This window comes from Aquiflexum sp., from assembly GCF_041749095.1.
Taxonomy (GTDB): domain Bacteria; phylum Bacteroidota; class Bacteroidia; order Cytophagales; family Cyclobacteriaceae; genus Aquiflexum.
In genome coordinates, this window is sequence record NZ_JBGTCA010000086.1 from 1 (window position 1) to 18,144 (window position 18,144).

At 41.2% G+C, this 18,144-nt stretch carries 19 protein-coding genes; 9 read left to right on the top strand and 10 right to left on the bottom strand.

Annotated features, from left to right (window positions below; translation table 11 throughout):
- Positions 1–105: 105 nt before the first annotated feature.
- The 4 genes from hemB to rocD all read right to left on the bottom strand — a co-directional run bounded on the left by hemB (position 106) and on the right by rocD (position 4,129).
- Positions 106–1,074 carry a porphobilinogen synthase gene (gene hemB, locus ACEW8O_RS04655; RefSeq protein ID WP_373493459.1) on the bottom strand — a complete coding sequence of 323 codons (969 nt, stop codon included), beginning with the start codon at positions 1,072–1,074 and terminating at the stop codon, positions 106–108.
- Between the two features lie 59 nt (positions 1,075–1,133).
- Entirely contained in the window at positions 1,134–1,682 is a 549-nt protein-coding gene (locus ACEW8O_RS04660) for a TlpA family protein disulfide reductase (RefSeq protein WP_373493460.1), read from the bottom strand.
- Between the two features lie 228 nt (positions 1,683–1,910).
- The gene (locus ACEW8O_RS04665) at positions 1,911–2,564 is read right to left on the bottom strand and encodes an HAD family hydrolase (RefSeq protein ID WP_373493461.1); all 654 of its coding nucleotides are present in this window, start codon (positions 2,562–2,564) and stop codon (positions 1,911–1,913) included.
- A 290-nt stretch (positions 2,565–2,854) separates the two neighbouring features.
- Positions 2,855–4,129 (bottom strand): ornithine--oxo-acid transaminase, encoded by a 1,275-nt coding sequence (gene rocD, locus ACEW8O_RS04670; RefSeq protein ID WP_373493462.1) that lies wholly within the window; start codon positions 4,127–4,129, stop codon positions 2,855–2,857.
- 89 nt (positions 4,130–4,218) lie between these two features.
- Between rocD and ACEW8O_RS04675 the strand changes: the two genes are divergently transcribed.
- The 5 genes from ACEW8O_RS04675 (at position 4,219) to ftsY (ending at position 6,305) form a co-directional block, all read left to right on the top strand.
- Positions 4,219–4,380 carry a DUF5522 domain-containing protein gene (locus ACEW8O_RS04675; protein WP_373493463.1) on the top strand — a complete coding sequence of 54 codons (162 nt, stop codon included), beginning with the start codon at positions 4,219–4,221 and terminating at the stop codon, positions 4,378–4,380.
- Positions 4,381–4,606: 226 nt separating this feature from the next.
- On the top strand, positions 4,607–4,849 hold the full coding sequence (rpmB, locus tag ACEW8O_RS04680) for a 50S ribosomal protein L28 (RefSeq protein ID WP_194975789.1): 243 nt from the start codon (positions 4,607–4,609) through the stop codon (positions 4,847–4,849).
- A 33-nt stretch (positions 4,850–4,882) separates the two neighbouring features.
- The gene (rpmG, locus tag ACEW8O_RS04685) at positions 4,883–5,065 is read left to right on the top strand and encodes a 50S ribosomal protein L33 (protein ID WP_084120252.1); all 183 of its coding nucleotides are present in this window, start codon (positions 4,883–4,885) and stop codon (positions 5,063–5,065) included.
- 40 nt (positions 5,066–5,105) lie between these two features.
- The gene (locus ACEW8O_RS04690; protein ID WP_194975791.1) at positions 5,106–5,258 is read left to right on the top strand and encodes a DUF4295 domain-containing protein; all 153 of its coding nucleotides are present in this window, start codon (positions 5,106–5,108) and stop codon (positions 5,256–5,258) included.
- Between the two features lie 90 nt (positions 5,259–5,348).
- Positions 5,349–6,305: a signal recognition particle-docking protein FtsY gene (ftsY, locus tag ACEW8O_RS04695; protein WP_373493464.1), complete on the top strand. Its 957-nt coding sequence runs from the start codon at positions 5,349–5,351 to the stop codon at positions 6,303–6,305.
- 184 nt (positions 6,306–6,489) lie between these two features.
- Here the strand turns inward: ftsY and ACEW8O_RS04700 are convergent, their stop codons facing one another.
- From ACEW8O_RS04700 to ACEW8O_RS04715, 4 genes are all read right to left on the bottom strand, one after another.
- Positions 6,490–7,608 (bottom strand): DUF4221 family protein, encoded by a 1,119-nt coding sequence (locus tag ACEW8O_RS04700; RefSeq protein WP_373493465.1) that lies wholly within the window; start codon positions 7,606–7,608, stop codon positions 6,490–6,492.
- Positions 7,609–8,008: 400 nt separating this feature from the next.
- Positions 8,009–9,643, bottom strand: a complete 1,635-nt coding sequence (gene pruA / locus ACEW8O_RS04705; protein WP_373493466.1) for an L-glutamate gamma-semialdehyde dehydrogenase — start codon at positions 9,641–9,643, stop codon at positions 8,009–8,011.
- A 462-nt stretch (positions 9,644–10,105) separates the two neighbouring features.
- Complete coding sequence (locus tag ACEW8O_RS04710) at positions 10,106–10,801, bottom strand: YjjG family noncanonical pyrimidine nucleotidase (protein ID WP_373493467.1); 696 nt, start codon at positions 10,799–10,801, stop codon at positions 10,106–10,108.
- Positions 10,802–10,808: 7 nt separating this feature from the next.
- A complete protein-coding gene (locus ACEW8O_RS04715) occupies positions 10,809–11,192 on the bottom strand; it encodes an ArsR/SmtB family transcription factor (RefSeq protein ID WP_373493468.1) in 384 nt (127 codons plus the stop codon).
- Between the two features lie 163 nt (positions 11,193–11,355).
- Here ACEW8O_RS04715 and ACEW8O_RS04720 point away from each other — a divergent pair, with 163 nt between their 5' ends.
- Positions 11,356–11,979 carry a carboxypeptidase-like regulatory domain-containing protein gene (locus ACEW8O_RS04720; protein WP_373493474.1) on the top strand — a complete coding sequence of 208 codons (624 nt, stop codon included), beginning with the start codon at positions 11,356–11,358 and terminating at the stop codon, positions 11,977–11,979.
- 229 nt (positions 11,980–12,208) lie between these two features.
- Entirely contained in the window at positions 12,209–12,868 is a 660-nt protein-coding gene (locus ACEW8O_RS04725; protein ID WP_373493469.1) for a hypothetical protein, read from the top strand.
- A 133-nt stretch (positions 12,869–13,001) separates the two neighbouring features.
- On the opposite strand, the gene ACEW8O_RS04730 is transcribed toward ACEW8O_RS04725, so the two are convergent.
- Positions 13,002–13,913, bottom strand: coding sequence for a mechanosensitive ion channel family protein (locus ACEW8O_RS04730; protein ID WP_373493470.1), 912 nt, complete (start codon positions 13,911–13,913; stop codon positions 13,002–13,004).
- Positions 13,914–14,336: 423 nt separating this feature from the next.
- Here ACEW8O_RS04730 and ACEW8O_RS04735 point away from each other — a divergent pair, with 423 nt between their 5' ends.
- A complete protein-coding gene (locus ACEW8O_RS04735) occupies positions 14,337–17,285 on the top strand; it encodes a DNA polymerase III subunit alpha (RefSeq protein WP_373493471.1) in 2,949 nt (982 codons plus the stop codon).
- Positions 17,286–17,357: 72 nt separating this feature from the next.
- Positions 17,358–17,525, top strand: a complete 168-nt coding sequence (locus ACEW8O_RS04740) for a hypothetical protein (protein ID WP_373493472.1) — start codon at positions 17,358–17,360, stop codon at positions 17,523–17,525.
- A 351-nt stretch (positions 17,526–17,876) separates the two neighbouring features.
- Here the strand turns inward: ACEW8O_RS04740 and ACEW8O_RS04745 are convergent.
- Positions 17,877–18,144, bottom strand: a 268-nt coding sequence (locus ACEW8O_RS04745) for a HigA family addiction module antitoxin (RefSeq protein ID WP_373493473.1), incomplete at its 5' end; no start/stop codon positions are given.

The following is an 18,144-nucleotide window of genomic DNA, read 5'->3' on the forward strand; positions in this document are numbered from 1 at the left end:
AGTAGCTATTTAAATATCACAATATATATTCCATGAGTATTAATATGTGGTTAAGAATGACGCTGAAGCCATTTTTTCATTCTGACTACCCAAAATGTTTGATAGCTACTTGCTTAATTGCGCAAACTCTTTGGCAAAATAACTTAAGATCACATTGGCCCCGGCCCTTTTGATACTGAGAAGAGATTCCAGCATGGCCCTTTCCCCATCCAGCCATCCACGTTGGGCTGAAGCTTTGATCATGGCATATTCTCCGCTGACATTATAAGCAGCAATTGGCAGATTGGAATTGTCCTTCAACAGGCGTATTACATCCAAATAAGCCAAAGCCGGCTTGACCATTAAGAAGTCCGCACCTTCCTCTGTATCCAGATCGGCTTCTATCAATGCCTCATAGTAATTGGCAGGATCCATTTGATAGGATTTCTTATCTCCCATTTTTGGGGCCGAATCCAAGGCATCACGGAATGGACCATAAAAAGCCGAAGCATACTTGGCAGTATAGGACATAATGGAGACATTTGTAAAACCATTGTCATCCAACATTTGGCGGATAAAACCTACTCTCCCATCCATCATGTCAGAGGGACCCAAAATGTCCGCCCCTGCCCTGGCCTGGGCCAATGACATTTTTGCCAATATCTCCAAAGTCTCATCGTTCAATATTTTTCCATTTTCTACCAACCCATCATGGCCATCAGAACTGTAAGGATCCATGGCCACATCGGTCATGACTACCGCATTCGGAAAGGTTGTTTTGATTTTATGAATGGCTTTTAGGTAGAACGTCTCCGGGTTATGGCTTTCTTTGGCAAATCTGTCCTTTTTGCTTTCCGGGTATGCAGGAAAAATATCGAAAGCCATGATACCCAACTCAATGCATTCCCCTATTTCTTCCAGTATCAGGTCCAAAGAAAATCTGAATATACCGGGCATAGAAGCTACTTCGATTTTCTGGTTTACCCCGTCGATCAAAAACATAGGGAATATAAAATCCTTCACAGAAAGTCTGGTTTCTTCCACCATGTTGCGGATAGCCTGCGATTTTCGGTTTCTTCTTGGTCTTCTTAGCATGGTGATTCGATTTTTTTCAAAGATACTATTATGATAAAAACGATTTTATTTTTACCCTCTTACTTTTTACTTTTGATTTCCTTTTTGATAAACCTTTCAATCCGTTGTATATCATATTTGGAACCTCCTACAAATACTTCTTTGACACTGCCATCTTTTTTCACCAGAACATGCAGCGGAATTGCCCTGCCATGGTATTCCTTATCCATTCTCATCAATACTGACATAGCCTCCAAATTTTCAAAACTTTTCTCAAAACTGAATTCAAATGAAGGTCTTCTTTTCCGGAATTTTTCAAAAACCTCCTTGCTTTCGTCTGTGAATGCCAAAAAACGGATATCCTGGCCCTGGTATTTTTCCACAAGTGCATTCAATTCGGGAATTTCCTGAATACAGGGTCTGCACCAAGTCGCCCATAAATTGATGACCAATATTTCATTTTCCTCCAAAGGCAAAATATCATCATCACCGAGAAAATCATTTAGATACTCCCGGAAATTATCAACAGGAGGGGATAGGGAATGGATAGCTTCACCAAAATTAAATTGGATTAACTGTGCTTCCCAAAACAAAATGAGGGTGAAAAAAAAACTAAGTAGGATTTTCATGATCGCAAGATATAAGCAAATATATTTTCTATTTCCTATCCATCAAGATGATAAATACATTTATGCATGATTTAGCTTTCCCGGAATATCTATCAATATCAAATCTGCCACTACTGACCAGTATCAATAATTATCCAACCCGCCTGCGGCAGGCAGGTATCTACAAATATCTAGCTTAATAGGTTTTAATTTAAAAATAACTAAAACAACCCTGCTGATATCTATTGCTCAATCTATCAATTTCAACACCATCTCCACATCAACTTCTCTGAAATCTTGGATATACAGTTCACAAACCGGCAACTCCTCCTTACTGTGGGAAGACAGAACTCCCACTACTTTCATACCTGCATTTTTGGCAGCCGTCACTCCTGAAAATGAATCTTCAAAAACGACGCATAAATCAGGCTCAACCTGAAGGTTTTCCGAAGATTTCAGATATATCTGCGGGTCGGGTTTGTGTTTGGTTACATCCTCGCTCGCCAACACTGATTCCATATGGTCAAACAAAGACAAAGCTCCCGCTATCAGTTCCATATTGGCAAAAGGTGCGGAAGTAGCTACTCCGGTGAGAAACTGATTGGTTTTCAATTGATGGAAAAACTTCATAAACCCGGTTATAGGCTCTACTTTATCCTTATATATTTCTCTGAACAGACTCTCCTTTTCATCCTCAAGTTCCAAGAGTTCGCTTCCGGAAATTGGTTTACCAAAAAAATGACTCATGATATAGGAATTGCTTTTGCCATACATGTGCAGAGCAAACTCCTCCTCCGTGGGATACATATTTCTTTTGGCAAAAAATTCTTTGAATGCCATTGAGTGGTAGGGATTGGTATGGCAGATAACGCCATCCATGTCGAAAATGACCGCTTTTTTCATGGTATAATAGGTTCTTTGATTTGGCAAAGCTAATGAAAAAAGAAAACATGACTTATATAACAGAAAACTACAGTTCAGTCCTAATCTTTTGTTTCTTTAAATATTGTTCAACCTTAATAAGAAAACCCTCCAAGATCTCAAATATCCTAGAGGGTTTTTCTAGAAAATATTTCCGTTCCGTACATAAGGAAAAATATAAATGAATATCCATTATCCATAAATATCTTTTACAACTATTTCAATAATCTTTCTACTTTATTTCAATTGTATTTCTACCCTATTCCGAGATTTCACTTCTCAAATTCCTTCACCACCTTCTCAATAATATCGCAGCATTCATGCAACTGTTCCTCGGTCATTACCAAAGGTGGTGCAAATCTGATGATATTGCCATGGGTAGGCTTGGCCAATAGGCCATTGTCCTTTAGTGCAACACACATATCCCAAGCAGTGGTACTGTTTTCAGAATCGTTGACGACAACAGCATTGAGTAAGCCTTTGCCGCGGACAAGTTTTAGGATCTTATACTTGTCCACCAATTTCTGCATCCTTACCCGGAAGAGTTTTCCCAATTTCCGTGCATTCAGTGCAAGTTTTTCATCTCTTACTACTTCCAATGCAGTCATAGCCACTTTTACGCCTAATGGATTTCCTCCAAAAGTCGACCCGTGCTGACCCGGTTTGATCACATTCATAATATGGTTGTCTGCCAATACTGCCGATACAGGGTAAAAACCTCCTGAAATCGCCTTTCCCAATACAAGCATATCCGGTTTGATGTAAGTGTCCTGTTTCTCGCAATGCCCCTCGCAGGTACAGTTGCCACAAACTGCCAATAACGAACCAGTTCGCGCAATGCCTGTCTGGATTTCATCTGCTATGAACAAAACATTTTTGGATCTGCATTCCTCAGACACCCTTCTTAAATAATCATCAGCCGGCGTAAATACCCCGGCTTCTCCCTGAATAGGCTCCACTAAAAAAGCAACTACATTATCATCTTCCAATGCTTCCTTCAATGCCTTGATATTATCATAAGGAATTTTAATAAAACCAGGTGTATATGGGCCAAAATTCTTTCTGGCATTTTCATCACTGGAAAATGAAATAATTGTGGAAGTCCTACCGTGAAAGTTGTTCTCCGCTACTACAATCTTGGCTTTATTTTCGTCCACACCTTTGACTTCATAGCCCCACTTTCTCGCTATTTTGATGGCAGTCTCTACACCTTCCGCCCCGGTATTCATGGGCAACACTTTATCAAAACCGAAATACTCGGTGATGTATTTTTCAAAAGGTCCCAATATATCATTGTAAAATGCTCTTGAAGTCAGGGTCAAAGTTCCTGCCTGCTCGATCAATGTATTTTTGATTCTTGGGTGGCAATGACCTTGGTTGACGGCAGAATAAGCAGATAAAAAGTCGTAATACTTCTTTCCCTCCACATCCCAAAGGAATACGCCTTCACCTTTTGCCAACACCACCGGTAGGGGATGGTAGTTGTGGGCTCCATATTTGTCTTCCAGCGCTATCGCCTGCTTGCTTGAGTTTATTATTTCCATCATAAAATTTGTAATTTCGCTGCCCGATCAAGGGCATATTTCACCGTATTTATCACTTCGGCAAATATAGCAAATGCCCTCAGGATAAAAGAATGAATTCCAAAAAGAAGACAACAGCACCCATCCCACTCATCCCGGGAGACTATTACATCAATGAAAATGGCCTCATGGTTTTCACCGCCCAATACCACTTAAGGAGGGGCTATTGCTGTGAAAGCGGCTGCAAGCATTGTCCATATAAGGAGAAAGGTTGATTAGTTGGGCTGTCTTAAAAAGTGCCCTCTTCTTGGTACTTGGTACATTGTACTTGGTACAAACTTTTCAATATCACTCGTTTCTCTCATCTTATGTCTCATGTCTCACGTCTAAAAAAGAAAACTTTACGGAATAATTTCGAACCCTGCCCTTGGTAATTCAGGTAAAAGTCCGATATTTGCAAACTCAATTGGAAAAACGTCTTTAATAATAAGATTATATATCATGGCAAAAGTTTGTGACATCACCGGTAAAAGACCTCGGGTAGGTAATAATGTATCGCACGCGAACAACAAGACCAAGCGTAAGTTTTATCCAAACTTGCACAAAAAAAGCTTCTATGTTCCTGAAGAGGATGCTTGGATCACGTTGAAAGTTTGTACCAAAGCCCTAAGAACTATCAATAAAAAAGGCATCACTGCTGTATTGAAAAAAGCTCAGGAAAAAGGATTCATTGTAATTAGATAATCATCGGGTTTACCCAATAAATAATATAGAGCGATGGCTAAGAAAGGTAACAGAGTTCAAGTGATTATGGAATGTACGGAGCATAAAGCTACCGGTCTTCCAGGTACTTCAAGGTACATCACTACCAAAAACCGTAAGAACACAACTGAAAGATTGGAATTGAAGAAGTTCAACCCAATTCTGAAGAAAATGACGGTACATAAAGAAATTAAATAATTTAGGTTTTTGCTTAGGCAACCTATAAAATCCCAAAGATATGGCTAAGAAAGTAGTAGCAACCCTGAAAAAAGAAGGCGGCGTAACTTATGCTAAGGTAATCAGAGCGATCAAGTCTGACAAAACCGGTGCATATACCTTCAAAGAAGAGATGGTTCCGACCACTATGGTTCAGGACACCTTGAAAAAATAACACATTGCAATCATTTGCAAGTAAATGTCCCTTCAAGCAAAGTCTTGGAGGGACTTTTTCATTATATTCGGATTCTAAAATTGTATAGATATGGGAATTTTCGGTTTTTTTACCAAAGACAAAAAAGAGAGTCTTGATCAAGGACTACAAAAGTCCAGCGAAAATATTTTTTCCAAGCTCAGCAAAGCTGTAGTCGGCAAATCCAAGGTTGATGAGGATGTTCTGGATGAATTGGAAGAAATCCTGATCACATCAGATGTAGGTGTGGATACTACCATCAAAATCATCAGAAGAATAGAAGACCGTGTCGCCAAGGATAAATACGTGGGTACAACAGAACTTGATGTCATCCTTAGGGAAGAAATCATGGGCCTGATGGAAGAAAACAAAAGTGCGGATCTTTCTGATTTTGATCTTCCTGCTGACAAAAAACCTTATGTAATCATGGTGGTAGGTGTAAATGGCGTGGGCAAAACCACTACCATCGGCAAATTGGCCCATCAATTTAAGGGTGCAGGAAAATCAGTTATTCTTGGAGCAGCAGATACTTTTCGTGCCGCTGCAGTTGATCAGTTGATTCTTTGGGGTGAAAGGGTTGGCGTTCCTGTGGTTTCCCACGGGATGAATACAGACCCCGCTTCAGTGGCTTTTGACGCTGTCAAAAAGGGTGTGGATACCGGTGCGGATGTGGTCATTGTAGATACAGCAGGCCGTCTGCATACCAAAGTCAACCTCATGAACGAGCTGACCAAAATCAAAAGAGTGATGCAGAAATTCATCGATGATGCTCCCCATGAAATCTTATTGGTACTTGATGGCTCGACCGGACAGAATGCTTTTATACAGGCCCAAGAATTTACCAAAGCCACCGATATCACGGCCTTGGCCATCACCAAACTGGACGGCACCGCCAAAGGAGGCGTGGTCATCGGCATCTCCGATCAATTCAAAATCCCCGTCAAATACATTGGAGTAGGCGAAAAAATGACCGATCTGCAAGTATTCAACAGAAAAGAGTTTGTGGATTCCTTGTTTAAAAGGAAGTGAAGTCCTGCCAAACCTTTGAGGTCTTTTTTTGACCTCGAAGGTTTTGAGGTGGATTAAACCTAGAAACAAGCGCGATGCATTCATGCCATGACTCAAAGTCATGGCATGAATTGTTTATAAAACTCTGTGTCCTATGCTTCTATGTGGTAATTTAAAGGTAAAGACCTTCGAGGTTAAAAAAACCTCAAAGGTCAAAGCGGATCCTTACATAACCTTCATAATCATCACTTAGTTGGGGGATCAATTTGAGATAGAGGCCTTGGGGTGTAGCAAACCCACTTCCTGAGAACATTTCATTCGTAAAAAACAACTCACCTTTTTTCTCCAAATGCTCATCCAAAATGATAAAACCGGTTTTATTGAACTTCAAATCCTTTCTTTCTTCTGTACCCAAAACAATATGGCGTAGGATAATTTTCCGGTAAGGATCATGGATCATCCATTTGTACCGGCTTGAATTTAAATTTGGATGAAAAACCATCCATTCCCCTTGTGGTTCAACCTTTCCTTTTTCAAACGTCAAAGGCTCTGAACTTTTACCATCCACCCAAAATTTCTTTTCACCCTCCAAAATCAATAACGAGTCTGTAGCAGGAAAATTGATCAAATGCTTTCCGGAAACATATTTGTGGGAATAAACTCCCAACTCAGGGTCATCCAAAAATTGTTTGTATTCTTCTGGATATTTGAATGAAGTCGGGATTTTCTCCTTACTTTCAAAATCAAAAAACCAAATCCAATCCCCATACGAAAGATTCGGTTCTTTCAGAACAAAAGGCACATCCAAGACGATCAACTTTTTCTCAGAACCTATCCAGGTCATAGAGTTTCCGTTCATCGTATTGAAGTTTGAGCTTAGCCTTTCTTCACCTACTTCAGGTAATCCCATCCGATCCAACACTTTTCCCTTCAAATCTGTACGCAAGATCTGTTTGTTGTCGGAAATAAAAAACATGCCATCTTCCGTAATCAAATGACCGGCGATCCATGTTCCAATGCCATCCGGGCCTTCCTTTTCAAATTCCTGTACACTTAATAACTTACCTCCAGGATAACTATACTTCAAAAGTCTGTAATTGACAAAGGCATAAAGATATTCTTCACCGTTGCTTTTGACATAAGCAAGGCTTGGTGGCAAGCTTTTGGTGAGGGTATCTTTTTCCAGATAAAGGGTATCGACAATATATTCCTTCAGATCACCTGTGAAAAATCCGGTAGATTTGGGATTTTTTGGGGAACAGGAAAAAGAAAAAACAACTACTGCAAAGCAATACACCATCTTCCTAAAATCAAATATTACCATAGCACTAAAGTTTTTTCAAAATTAAAAATAGATGCAATTAACAATGTTGCAAACAATGTCCGGTAAAAAAAAACTTAAGACTTGATTTAACTTTGATGCATTATATCCATGGTTTGAATAATAGCATTTCAAAATATAGTCCAAACCAAAAAAAGACCACCGGATCAAATCCATCCGAAGGTCTTCCCTATTTTTACCATTAACCTCCAATCAAGCTACATTCCCAAATCTTGTTCCCCGATATTCAGGGCAGGCTTAGAATCTTGGTAAAGACCTTCGGGGTTTTAAAAACCCCAAAGGTCATACATATCTTGATTCTTGGTTCTTGTTTCTTGGTTCTTGTTTCTTGGTTCTTGTTTCTAAAGTCACGTCTCTCGCTTCTCGCTTCTAATCTCTCCCCTCAATCCCCTCCCAAAAACGGATACCTATAATCCACAGGAGGAACAAAAGTTTCCTTGATGGTCCTTGGAGATACCCATCTGAGTAAGTTGATCATGGAACCGGCCTTGTCATTGGTACCTGAAGCCCTTGCTCCACCAAATGGCTGCTGTCCTACGACTGCACCTGTCGGCTTGTCATTGATATAGAAGTTACCGGCTGCATTTCTCAGTTTCTTGGTAGCCAATTCAGTCGCATATCGATCTTGGGAGAATACCGCACCTGTCAGGGCATAAGGTGAAGTCTGATCCACCAATTCCAAAGCTTCTTCAAAGTGCTCAGCCTGATACACATAAATGGTCAGAACAGGACCGAAGATTTCCTCACACATGGTGGTGTACATTGGGTCTTTGGTAACAATCACTGTGGGTTCGATAAAATAGCCTTTAGACTTGTCAAAATTACCTCCTGATATGATTTCCACGCCATCTGCTTTTTTGGCATTGCTGATATAATTTGAAATCTTATCAAATGATTTTTCATCAATCACAGCATTGATAAAATTGGTAAAATCTTCGGAGGGTCCCATTTTCATGGACGCCAGATCTTCCAATAAATATTTTTTCACATCATCCCAAAGATTAGAAGGGATATAAGCTCTTGAAGCCGCAGAGCATTTTTGTCCCTGGAATTCAAAAGCCCCTCTTGACAAACCCACGGCCACTGCTTTGGGATTTGCTGATTTATGGGCTATCACAAAATCCTTACCGCCTGTCTCACCTACAATTCTTGGATAGGATTTGTACTTAAAGATATTTTCCCCAATGGTCTTCCAGATATGCTGAAAAACACCCGTAGAACCTGTAAAGTGGATTCCGGCAAAATCAGGATGGTTGAAAATGATATCTCCTGTAGTCGGTCCATCAACATAGATCAGGTTGATGACGCCATCGGGAACGCCGGCTTCTTTAAAAACCTGCATCAATATATTGGCTGAATAAATCTGGGTATAAGCAGGCTTCCAAACCACTGTGTTTCCCATCAGGGCAGCAGAAGTAGGAAGGTTACCTGCAATGGCTGTAAAATTGAAAGGAGTCAATGCAAATACGAAACCCTCTAATGGTCTTTGCTCTACTCTATTCCAAACGCCATTACCGGAAACGGGAGGCTGTTGTGCATATATTTCCGCCATGTATTTCACATTGAAGCGCAAAAAATCAATGAACTCACAGGCTGCATCAATTTCAGCCTGATAAGCATTCTTGGACTGACCCAGCATAGTTGCTGCATTGATCTTTGCCCGGTATGGGCCTGCCAGCAAGTCTGCGGCTTTTAGAAAAATGGCAGCTCTTTGCTCCCATTGCATCAATTCCCAAGCGTGCTTTGCGCCCATCGCAGCATTGATGGCCTGATCTACGTGGGAGCCATCTCCTTCGTGAAAATGTCCCAGAAGATGTTGGTGGTCATGAGGTGGATTCATTGGCTTTTTATTGCCTGTTCTCACTTCTTCACTCCCGATATACATTGGCACATCTGCTTGCTGTGCCCTGAATTCTTTTAACATTGCCTGAAGCTCCGATCTCTCAGGAGAACCTGGGGCATAACTTTTTACCGGTTCATTGACCGGTTCCGGAACATTGAAAAATCCTTTAAGCATATTATTTGAGTTTATAAGTTTCTAATGCCCCAAATATAATGCTTCCCATCGGGAAAACCTGCCGGAAAGGGATTTGGATGTTGGGAAGGTTGGAAGGTTTAAAAGTTGGATGGTTATAAGATTAAAAAGATTGTATTGTTCAAATCATCTACCATGTTTCTTTTGACTCACAACTCTATCTCGGGTTTTGCATCTTGTCTTCATCCTTTTTGCTTTGAGAAAGAGATTCTTCACTTCGCTATAAGCTTTCTTTAAATCATACTTTCCACAAGCTCGTTTTGAATGACGGCTCTATATACCCGTATCTTTTTCTTAGTTCTTGTTTCTTGGCTCCCCGATTTCGGGACAGGCTTTGGTTCCCCAATACTCGGGACAGGCTTTGGTTCCCCAATACTCGGGGCAAGCTTTGCTTCTTGTTTCTTGGCTCTTGATTCTTGGCTCTCGTTTCACGCATCTCGCCTCTCAAAAAATCTCTTCCAATTCCTTCAAATGCCTGATCGTATATGTTGGAACATGCTCGATGCCTTTTCCATGGGGATCAAAATAGATGTTGTCAATTTTGGATTGGATAGCTCCCAAGATGTCGGAATTGGGATTATCCCCTATCATGATACAATCCGTAGCTTTTACAGACAGCTTGTCCAAAAGATATTGAAAAATCCTTGGATCGGGTTTTTTATGTCCCGTTGTCTCCGAAGTGATTACAAAATCGAAGTAGGATTCCAGGCCCGATGATTTCATTTTCAGGGCTTGACTTTCGTTGAAACCATTGGTGATGATATGCATCTTGTAATTAGGCTTCAGGTACTCCAAAATCTCTTTTGAATAGGGGACCAAATGCGGCTTGGAAGATGTCCTGTTCAAGAAATCATCTTCCATTTCTTTGGGGACAGTATCATCCCTGGCTCCCGCCTTTTCAAAAATAAGTTTGAACCGGATATCTCTTAGAGTTTTTTTATCCATCTTTCCCAAATCATACAACGCCCATAACTTAAAATTGACCTGATAGAATGCATCCAAAAAAGTTTTGAAATCTACGATCCCAAAGTTTTGAAGCTGATATATTTCAAAAAGTTCTGAAAGCGATTCGAGAACGTTTTTATCATAATCCCAAAGGGTCTGGTCCAAGTCGAAGAAGAGATGTTGGTATTTTTTCAAGGGTAAATTATTTTCGGTAGGGATTGTTCTGAATTTTATTGATTGCCAACTCCCTGTTGGAATAAAGAATTTGGTAAACCTCCTGATCCTTGATAAGGTTGGCATCTTTCTGAATAAACTTAAAAATCTGCTGAATGATTTCCTGCACTTCTTCCAAAATATAATAAAAAATCCATTGGTCCACCCTGCGGCTTCCTACCAATCCTGAATTTTTGAGATAGACAAGATGTCTGCTTGTTTTGGTCTGGGTAAAATCCAGTATGTGTTCCAGATCAGAAATAGATAGCTCTTTATTCTGTTGCAATAAAGATAAAATACGGACTCTGGGCTCTTCTGACAAAGCTTTGAAAATCCTCATCCCATAGGTCAAACTGATATTTTTAAGTCGCATTTATAATTTTTAACGAATAAAACTGCTTTGAAATTAAACAAATGATCCCAAAATAGGCTAATATTATAGCGAAATTAAAACCGTTAACTGAACTCAACCCGGTTAATTTTCATTAATTATTAAAGGAGTTGCTTTGAAAATAAGATTATCACATATAGCCCTGATGTCATTTTTTGGCCTTTTCTTCTTCGGGATTCAGGATGCCATTGCCCAGGATCAGAAAGATAGAAAAGTCATCCAACTGTCAGGAATCATCCTGAATGCTGACAGCACAGATGCTGTTCCCGGAGTCAATGTCTATGTACCAAAGAAAGGCCGCGGCACAAGCAGCGGTCGTTATGGTTATTTTTCACTGCCGGTCCTGGAAGGCGACAGTGTGGTTTTTACTTTTATAGGATTGCAGAGACAGGTTTATCGCGTTCCGGAATTTGTGCCCGAAGACAGAATCAGTCTTATCCTGACCATGCAGGTTGATGAAATATCTTTGGCAGAAATCGAGGTCATGCCCTATCCCACCGAAGAAGAGTTTAAACGGGCGGTGTTGGCGATGAATTATGAAGCACCGATGGCTATAGATACTAGAGGAAGCATGAGTTCTGAAACATTATTAAGGTGGGCGGAAGGAATGCCAGCTTCAGGAAATGAAAATATGCGCTATTTCCAACAAGGGCAGATCATGCAGATACAGGACCGTTACGGCCCCAGACCGTTCACGCTTGTGGATCCATTTGCACGGTCCAAGTTTATTCAATCCATCAAAAGGGGTGAGTTAAAAAAACGGGATTAAATCAACGTTTCAATCGATAATTAAAACTTTATGAACTGCGCTGATGTGCAGTTTTTTTTTGTGTTAAAAAAAATCACCCTTTAGGGTGAGGGATGCTGTGCCCAATCAAAGCAAATTCACCAAATAAAACCAATGATAATTTCGAATGTGAATTTCTTCCATTCCAATTCCCATTAGTTGATCAGCTTATTTTAAACAACTTTCTTTTAACCCAAAAAAACACAACACCATGACAAGAAAAACACATTTATCTGCCGCCTTCATGTTTGGCTTGGCGGTTTGCCTGATAATGGGAGGATGCATCCATGAAAGCATCACGGAAGATTCCGTTCAACCTTCACAGGAATCGAATCTGAGTACAGAGGAACTTGCAATTTTGGATGATGATATCGGGATTTCTCTTAGAATGAATCCCTCCAATCAGAATCGGCTTCTCGCCGGCATACGGGCTGCCACTGCCAAATACCACCGGCTTTCGTCAGCTGAGGCTGACAAATATGTATTGGACCCACACTGCGTTGAAGTACCTAATTTGGGCGGTATGGGACATCATGCTGTCAACATGAGCCGTATCGGTCCTTTTGTGAATCCCGCTGAGCCTGGAGTCTTGGTATATGAACCCATGAAAAATGGAGGGTTTAGATTGGGGGCTGTAGAGTACCTGGTACCTGCTGGCCCTTGGCATGCCGATCCAAAAAATGTAGGGCCCCCGATGCTGGGTAATCAGCCCTTTGATGACCACACAGAAATGACCACAAATGAAAAAGGAGAACCAGTCAATGCCAAAGGTGGACCTCCTTTCCCTCACTACCAACTCCATGTTTGGTTGTGGACCAATAATCCAAAGGGAATATATACTCCATTTAACCCTAATGTAAGCTGTCAGTAAGCATTGGCTGTAGATTGAGGAAGAGTTGCAGCTGCAGCTTTCCCTATATTATCTGCATTTTAAAATTAAATAAAATACCACCAACCCTTCATTTTGGAAAAAAGCCCCAAAGCAGATCCTTGGGGCTTTTTTTTTAAGCATTTTTATTTCCTTTCCCCATTCCCTTTTCCAGGTAAATAGAAGTAATGGGATATACGATTTTAATGTCCGGTTCCATTCTGAACCTGTCTATCATTGCTTCGGTAAAATGATGCTCAAAAAAACGTCTTTTTCTGGGATTGCACAGATACCTCAATGAAAGTTGAATCCCCCGCTCATGGATTTTGCAGTAGACGGTGGGCGTATATTGACTGAATGAGATGAAATGTTCTTTCTGCGCTTTTCGTAGCGCATATTCTATTGTTTTGAAATCAGACTGAAACATTTTGTTCATGATCTCTTTCAGGATTATCTGGGCTTTTTTGTAATCCGAATCCAAACTGATGTTTATATTCTGCTCATTCCAGATATAATCAAACCCCTGACTGTAATTGGCCTGTGGATCCATAAAAACTTTCCCGTTTGGCACATGTACAATCCTGCCGGTACTTTGGTCCGCATCTACCCAATTTCCGACCTCCAATAAGCTGAACTGAAACAATCTCAGGTCCACCACATCGCCTATGTAGTCTCCTATCTGAATCCTGTCCCCCACATCAAAGGGCTTGCGCCAGTAAATAAAAATCCACCCTGCTATGTTGACAAAAATATCCTTCAATGCAATCGCAATACCGGCTGACAATAATCCCAGAAAAGTGGTGATTGACTGGAAATTGCTGATCCAGATATTACCTACCAAAAGCAATCCGATAAAAACCAGCGTATACTGAACAGTTTTTCTCCAATGGTACACCCGCTTCATGTCCTCCCCAGTACGGATTCCTATGATTTTATTGCCGCCTTTTTTGATCAGCCATAAAATCAAAATTATCAGGATAGTTTTATAAATATTCCACCTGACATCGTATTCGACTATATCATTTAGGTAATTAACCCAGTTTTCCATTTTTACAAAAATATTTTCCAATCTAAGGGTACTTTGTCTCAATTTCAAATTTGAAACCATTCTTTATGCCCAATCTCCCTTTTATTGACAATTACCTGAACATTACTTGACAATGAGTGTTTATTTTGTTTAAATTATAAACATATAAATGTTAATATTTTCAACATTTATAATAAATGCTTTGCGATATATTTCCCACCTGTGGGACGATATAGATAGATATAAAACCCTCAATCTTAACGCTGATCCAGTATCGGATTACTATCCTAGATAGGCTTCAATATCCTCCATATCGCCGAAGGCATATATCCATTTATATCAAGTATATATCGCTTTAGCTTATATCCACTTATATCGCCGAAAGCATATATCTAATTTATATCACGAAGCATATATCGCTTTAGCTTATATCACGAAGTACTTATGTTCATCAACTGCCATTCCTTTTACAGCTTCAAATACGGCACCATGTCCGTGGAAGCACTGATTGCCGAAGCGAAGGGCAAAAAACTCGACGCCCTTGCCCTCACCGATATCAATTCGGTGGCGGGGGTATTTCCTTTTATCCGTGAAGCGCAGAAAAACGGCATCCACCCTGTCATTGGCATAGACTTCCGCAATGGGGCGAAGCAGCAATACATCGGCCTGGCCAAAAATCAGGAAGGCTTTAACGAACTCAACCGCCACCTTTCCCACCACCGTATCAAAGGTATTCCATTTTCGGATAGGGCCCCTGCATTCCAGAACAGCTTTATTGTCTATCCTTTGCCCCCCAAGTTTTTTGCCCTCCGGGAAAATGAATTCATCGGTGTGCATCCCTATCAGCTTAACCGTATCGTCAAGTCCCCATGGTTCAGGTATAAGGACAGGCTGATATTGTTACAGCCTGCAACCTTTTCTTCCAAACTGGAATTCAATGCCCACCGTTTGCTCCGTGCCATTGATGGCAACACGCTGCTCAGCAAACTTGAAGTGGAAGAACAGGGTGAAATAAGTGACATGCTGTACAGCTATGCTGACATGGTGGCAAGGTGTGAGGGACACAGCTACCTATTGTACAATGCGCAGAAACTCCTGGAAGCCTGTCAGTTTTCTTTTTACTTCCAAGCAGTCAAAAACCGGCGGGATATTCTAGGCTCCGATTGGGAGGATTACGATTACCTTAGACAGGAAACCTTCAAGGGTGCCATCAGCCGCTATCCGGACCTTACGGCCGAGATCAGCACAAGAATAGAGAAGGAACTGGAGCTTATCCAGCAAAAGGGCTTTGTTTCCTACTTCCTGATCAATTACGATATTGTCAACTATGCCCACAGCAAAAATTTTTATCACGTGGGAAGGGGCAGCGGTGCCAATAGTATTGTCGCCTATTGTCTGTACATCACCGACGTGGATCCGATTGAGCTGGATTTATATTTTGAGCGCTTTATCAACCTTTATCGGGAGAATCCTCCGGATTTTGACATAGATTTCAGTTGGACGGATAGGGATGATGTGACGAAGTATATTTTTGAAAAATACAACAAAGGAGAGCAGGAGCATGTCGCACTCTTGGGATCGTACAGCACATTTCAATCCAACTCCATGCTGCGTGAACTCGGTAAAGTCTTTGGCCTTCCAAAAACCGAAATCGAGTCCCTGATCTATTATGCCGGCAAGCCGGACTATATTCCAGACCAGTACGGAAAGCTGATTATCAAATACAGTCAGGTACTCCACGGAATGCCTTCCCACCTGACCATCCATGCCTGTGGGATTCTGATTTCCCACAAACCCATACATCATTATACCGCCACCGAAATGCCTCCCAAAGGCTTCCCCCTTTCGCATATTGACATGCATATCGCAGAGGACATAGGTCTGCACAAGTTCGACATCCTCTCCCAGCGGGGTCTGGGCCATATCAAAAGTGCCCTGGAAATCATCTACCAAAACCAAGGAGTGAAAGTGGACATTCGTGAAGTGGAGAAATTCAAAAGAGACCCCAAGATCAAGCAACACCTGCGGAATGGTCATACGATCGGAGCCTTTTATGTGGAGTCTCCTGCCATGCGGATGTTGCTGGCCAAGATGAAGGCGGACGAATACCTAGAGCTCGTGGCTGCCAGTTCCATCATCCGTCCCGGTGTGGCCCGCTCAGGTATGATGCGGGAGTATATCCTGAGACATGTAGATGAGGAAAGGAGAAAAACAGCCCATCCGGTGATGATGAAAATTATGCCCGAAACCTACGGCATCATGGTCTATCAGGAAGATGTGATCAAAGTGGCGCATTACTTTGCAGAACTCTCACTTAGTGAAGCGGATGTACTCCGCCGGGGCATGAGTGGCAAGTCCCGCTCCAAGGATGAATTCAAGCGGGTACATGATCAGTTTTTTGCGAACTGTAAAAGACTGGGACGTGACGCCAAGATTACAGCAGAAGTATGGCATCAGATCGAGATTTTTGCGGGATATTCCTTTGCCAAGGGGCATTCTGCATCATTTGCAGTAGAGAGTTATCAGAGCTTGTACCTGAAAGCTTATTTCCCTTTGGAATTTATGGTTGGGGTGATCAATAATTTCGGGGGATTTTACCACACCGAATTCTACTTCCACGAACTCCGCATGAACGGTGCCGACATCCAAGCACCCCATATCAACGAGAGCGATTACCTTACCAATATCAAGGGCAAGGTGGTGTATATAGGCTTTATCCACCTGAAGTATCTGGAAAAGAACACCGTGGAGAAAATCCTGACTGAGCGCAGGGCGAATGGATGGTTTGCAGGTTTGTCCGACTTTATCGCCCAGATAGAGATCAGTTTGGAACAGGTACTTATTCTAATCCGAATCGGTTGTTTTCGCTTTACCGGAAAGAGCAAACAGGAATTGCTATGGGAAGCGCACTTTATCCTGAACAAACGCAAGGCAGTAGCCACTGGTAATGAACTGTTCAGACAGTCAGGTTTCCGTGAACTGCAGGTGCCCAAACTGGAGAAATCCGATGTACGGCAGGAGATCGTGGATCAGATTGATATTCTGGAGTTCCCCTTGGACTCTCCTTTTCACTTGGTCAAGGATCAAACAATACCGAGTATCAAAGCAAGGGATTTAAAGCAGCACTTGGGTAAGTCCGTACAGATCATCGGTTACCTCGTCACCATCAAGTACACCCGGACGGTCAAGGGGGATATAATGAACTTCGGTACCTTTATCGACCGGGAGGGCGACTGGATAGACACGGTACACTTCCCTCCCGTGGTCAAAAAGCACCCTTTCAAAGGCCGGGGCATCTACCTGGTCAAAGGAAAGGTGACGCAGGAATTTGACTTTTATAGCGTCGAAGTGGACAGTTGCGAAAGGATGGCGTATTGGAATGCGGGGGATTGAGGGTGATGGGTAGGTGGTTCAAGTCTTCAGACTTGAACCATAAAATTCACAGTCTTCAGACTGAAATTAGATTTGGATTTGAAGGAGGCTGATAAAAATGTTAAAGTCTTAATTCTATTGGAAGAAGAAATAAACGATGAAAATGAATGGTTAAAAATTATCTCTAATAATCCTGGATTTGATTTTTTAAAAGACGAAGAGGAAGAAATTTATTCGCTTAAAGATGTAAAAGCAGTCTAAATTTAAATCCAGTATAGCTTTAATAAAAAGAAGATTGGGCCATATCCATGAAAACCAAACGGAAAATATCAATCAAAAAATCAAACAGTTATTTGATCTTTAAGAACTAATATTCGCTAAATACCCTCTAAAAGCAGGAATTTTACCCTCTCCTGAAAAATTATCTTTACTTGAGTACTCCGAATTATGCTAGGTTGCTGGATAGGCTGATAGAAGCAATTTTGGTAGAGTAGTAGTTCAATTCGCCGCGGCGAATTGGATCATTCTATTGGCAGTCTGAAGACTGTATTTAGCACAGTCTGAAGACTGTCATGTTTATGGTCCAAGACTAAGTCTTGAACCAGTAGGTACTTAGACCTTTTCAAACTTTTTCAATTTTGGACTATTTCGATTATATTCCTTTACTGCAATTGCCATGTCATATTTATTCTGCATTCTAGTCCATATATCTGCGCTACCTCCAAATACAGCCTGTATTCGAAGCGCAACATTCGGTGTTATGCCGCTCTTTTCATTAACAATTTTAGATACTGTTAATCTTGACACTTGTAAAAGTCCCGCTACTTCTCCGATTTTAAGCTTGTTTGGCTTTACAACCTCTTCCATGAAAATCTTTCCA

Excerpts from the sequence above, each read along its gene's own strand:
- hemB (WP_373493459.1), bottom strand. The coding sequence starts at position 1,074 with ATGCTAAGAAGACCAAGAAGAAACCGAAAATCGCAGGCTATCCGCAAC.
- ACEW8O_RS04660 (WP_373493460.1), bottom strand. The coding sequence starts at position 1,682 with ATGAAAATCCTACTTAGTTTTTTTTTCACCCTCATTTTGTTTTGGGAA.
- ACEW8O_RS04665 (WP_373493461.1), bottom strand. The coding sequence starts at position 2,564 with ATGAAAAAAGCGGTCATTTTCGACATGGATGGCGTTATCTGCCATACC.
- rocD (WP_373493462.1), bottom strand. The coding sequence starts at position 4,129 with ATGATGGAAATAATAAACTCAAGCAAGCAGGCGATAGCGCTGGAAGAC.
- ACEW8O_RS04675 (WP_373493463.1), top strand. The coding sequence starts at position 4,219 with ATGAATTCCAAAAAGAAGACAACAGCACCCATCCCACTCATCCCGGGA.
- rpmB (WP_194975789.1), top strand. The coding sequence starts at position 4,607 with ATGGCAAAAGTTTGTGACATCACCGGTAAAAGACCTCGGGTAGGTAAT.
- rpmG (WP_084120252.1), top strand. The coding sequence starts at position 4,883 with ATGGCTAAGAAAGGTAACAGAGTTCAAGTGATTATGGAATGTACGGAG.
- ACEW8O_RS04690 (WP_194975791.1), top strand. The coding sequence starts at position 5,106 with ATGGCTAAGAAAGTAGTAGCAACCCTGAAAAAAGAAGGCGGCGTAACT.
- ftsY (WP_373493464.1), top strand. The coding sequence starts at position 5,349 with ATGGGAATTTTCGGTTTTTTTACCAAAGACAAAAAAGAGAGTCTTGAT.
- ACEW8O_RS04700 (WP_373493465.1), bottom strand. The coding sequence starts at position 7,608 with ATGGTAATATTTGATTTTAGGAAGATGGTGTATTGCTTTGCAGTAGTT.
- pruA (WP_373493466.1), bottom strand. The coding sequence starts at position 9,643 with ATGCTTAAAGGATTTTTCAATGTTCCGGAACCGGTCAATGAACCGGTA.
- ACEW8O_RS04715 (WP_373493468.1), bottom strand. The coding sequence starts at position 11,192 with ATGCGACTTAAAAATATCAGTTTGACCTATGGGATGAGGATTTTCAAA.
- ACEW8O_RS04720 (WP_373493474.1), top strand. The coding sequence starts at position 11,356 with ATGTCATTTTTTGGCCTTTTCTTCTTCGGGATTCAGGATGCCATTGCC.
- ACEW8O_RS04725 (WP_373493469.1), top strand. The coding sequence starts at position 12,209 with ATGACAAGAAAAACACATTTATCTGCCGCCTTCATGTTTGGCTTGGCG.
- ACEW8O_RS04730 (WP_373493470.1), bottom strand. The coding sequence starts at position 13,913 with ATGGAAAACTGGGTTAATTACCTAAATGATATAGTCGAATACGATGTC.
- ACEW8O_RS04735 (WP_373493471.1), top strand. The coding sequence starts at position 14,337 with ATGTTCATCAACTGCCATTCCTTTTACAGCTTCAAATACGGCACCATG.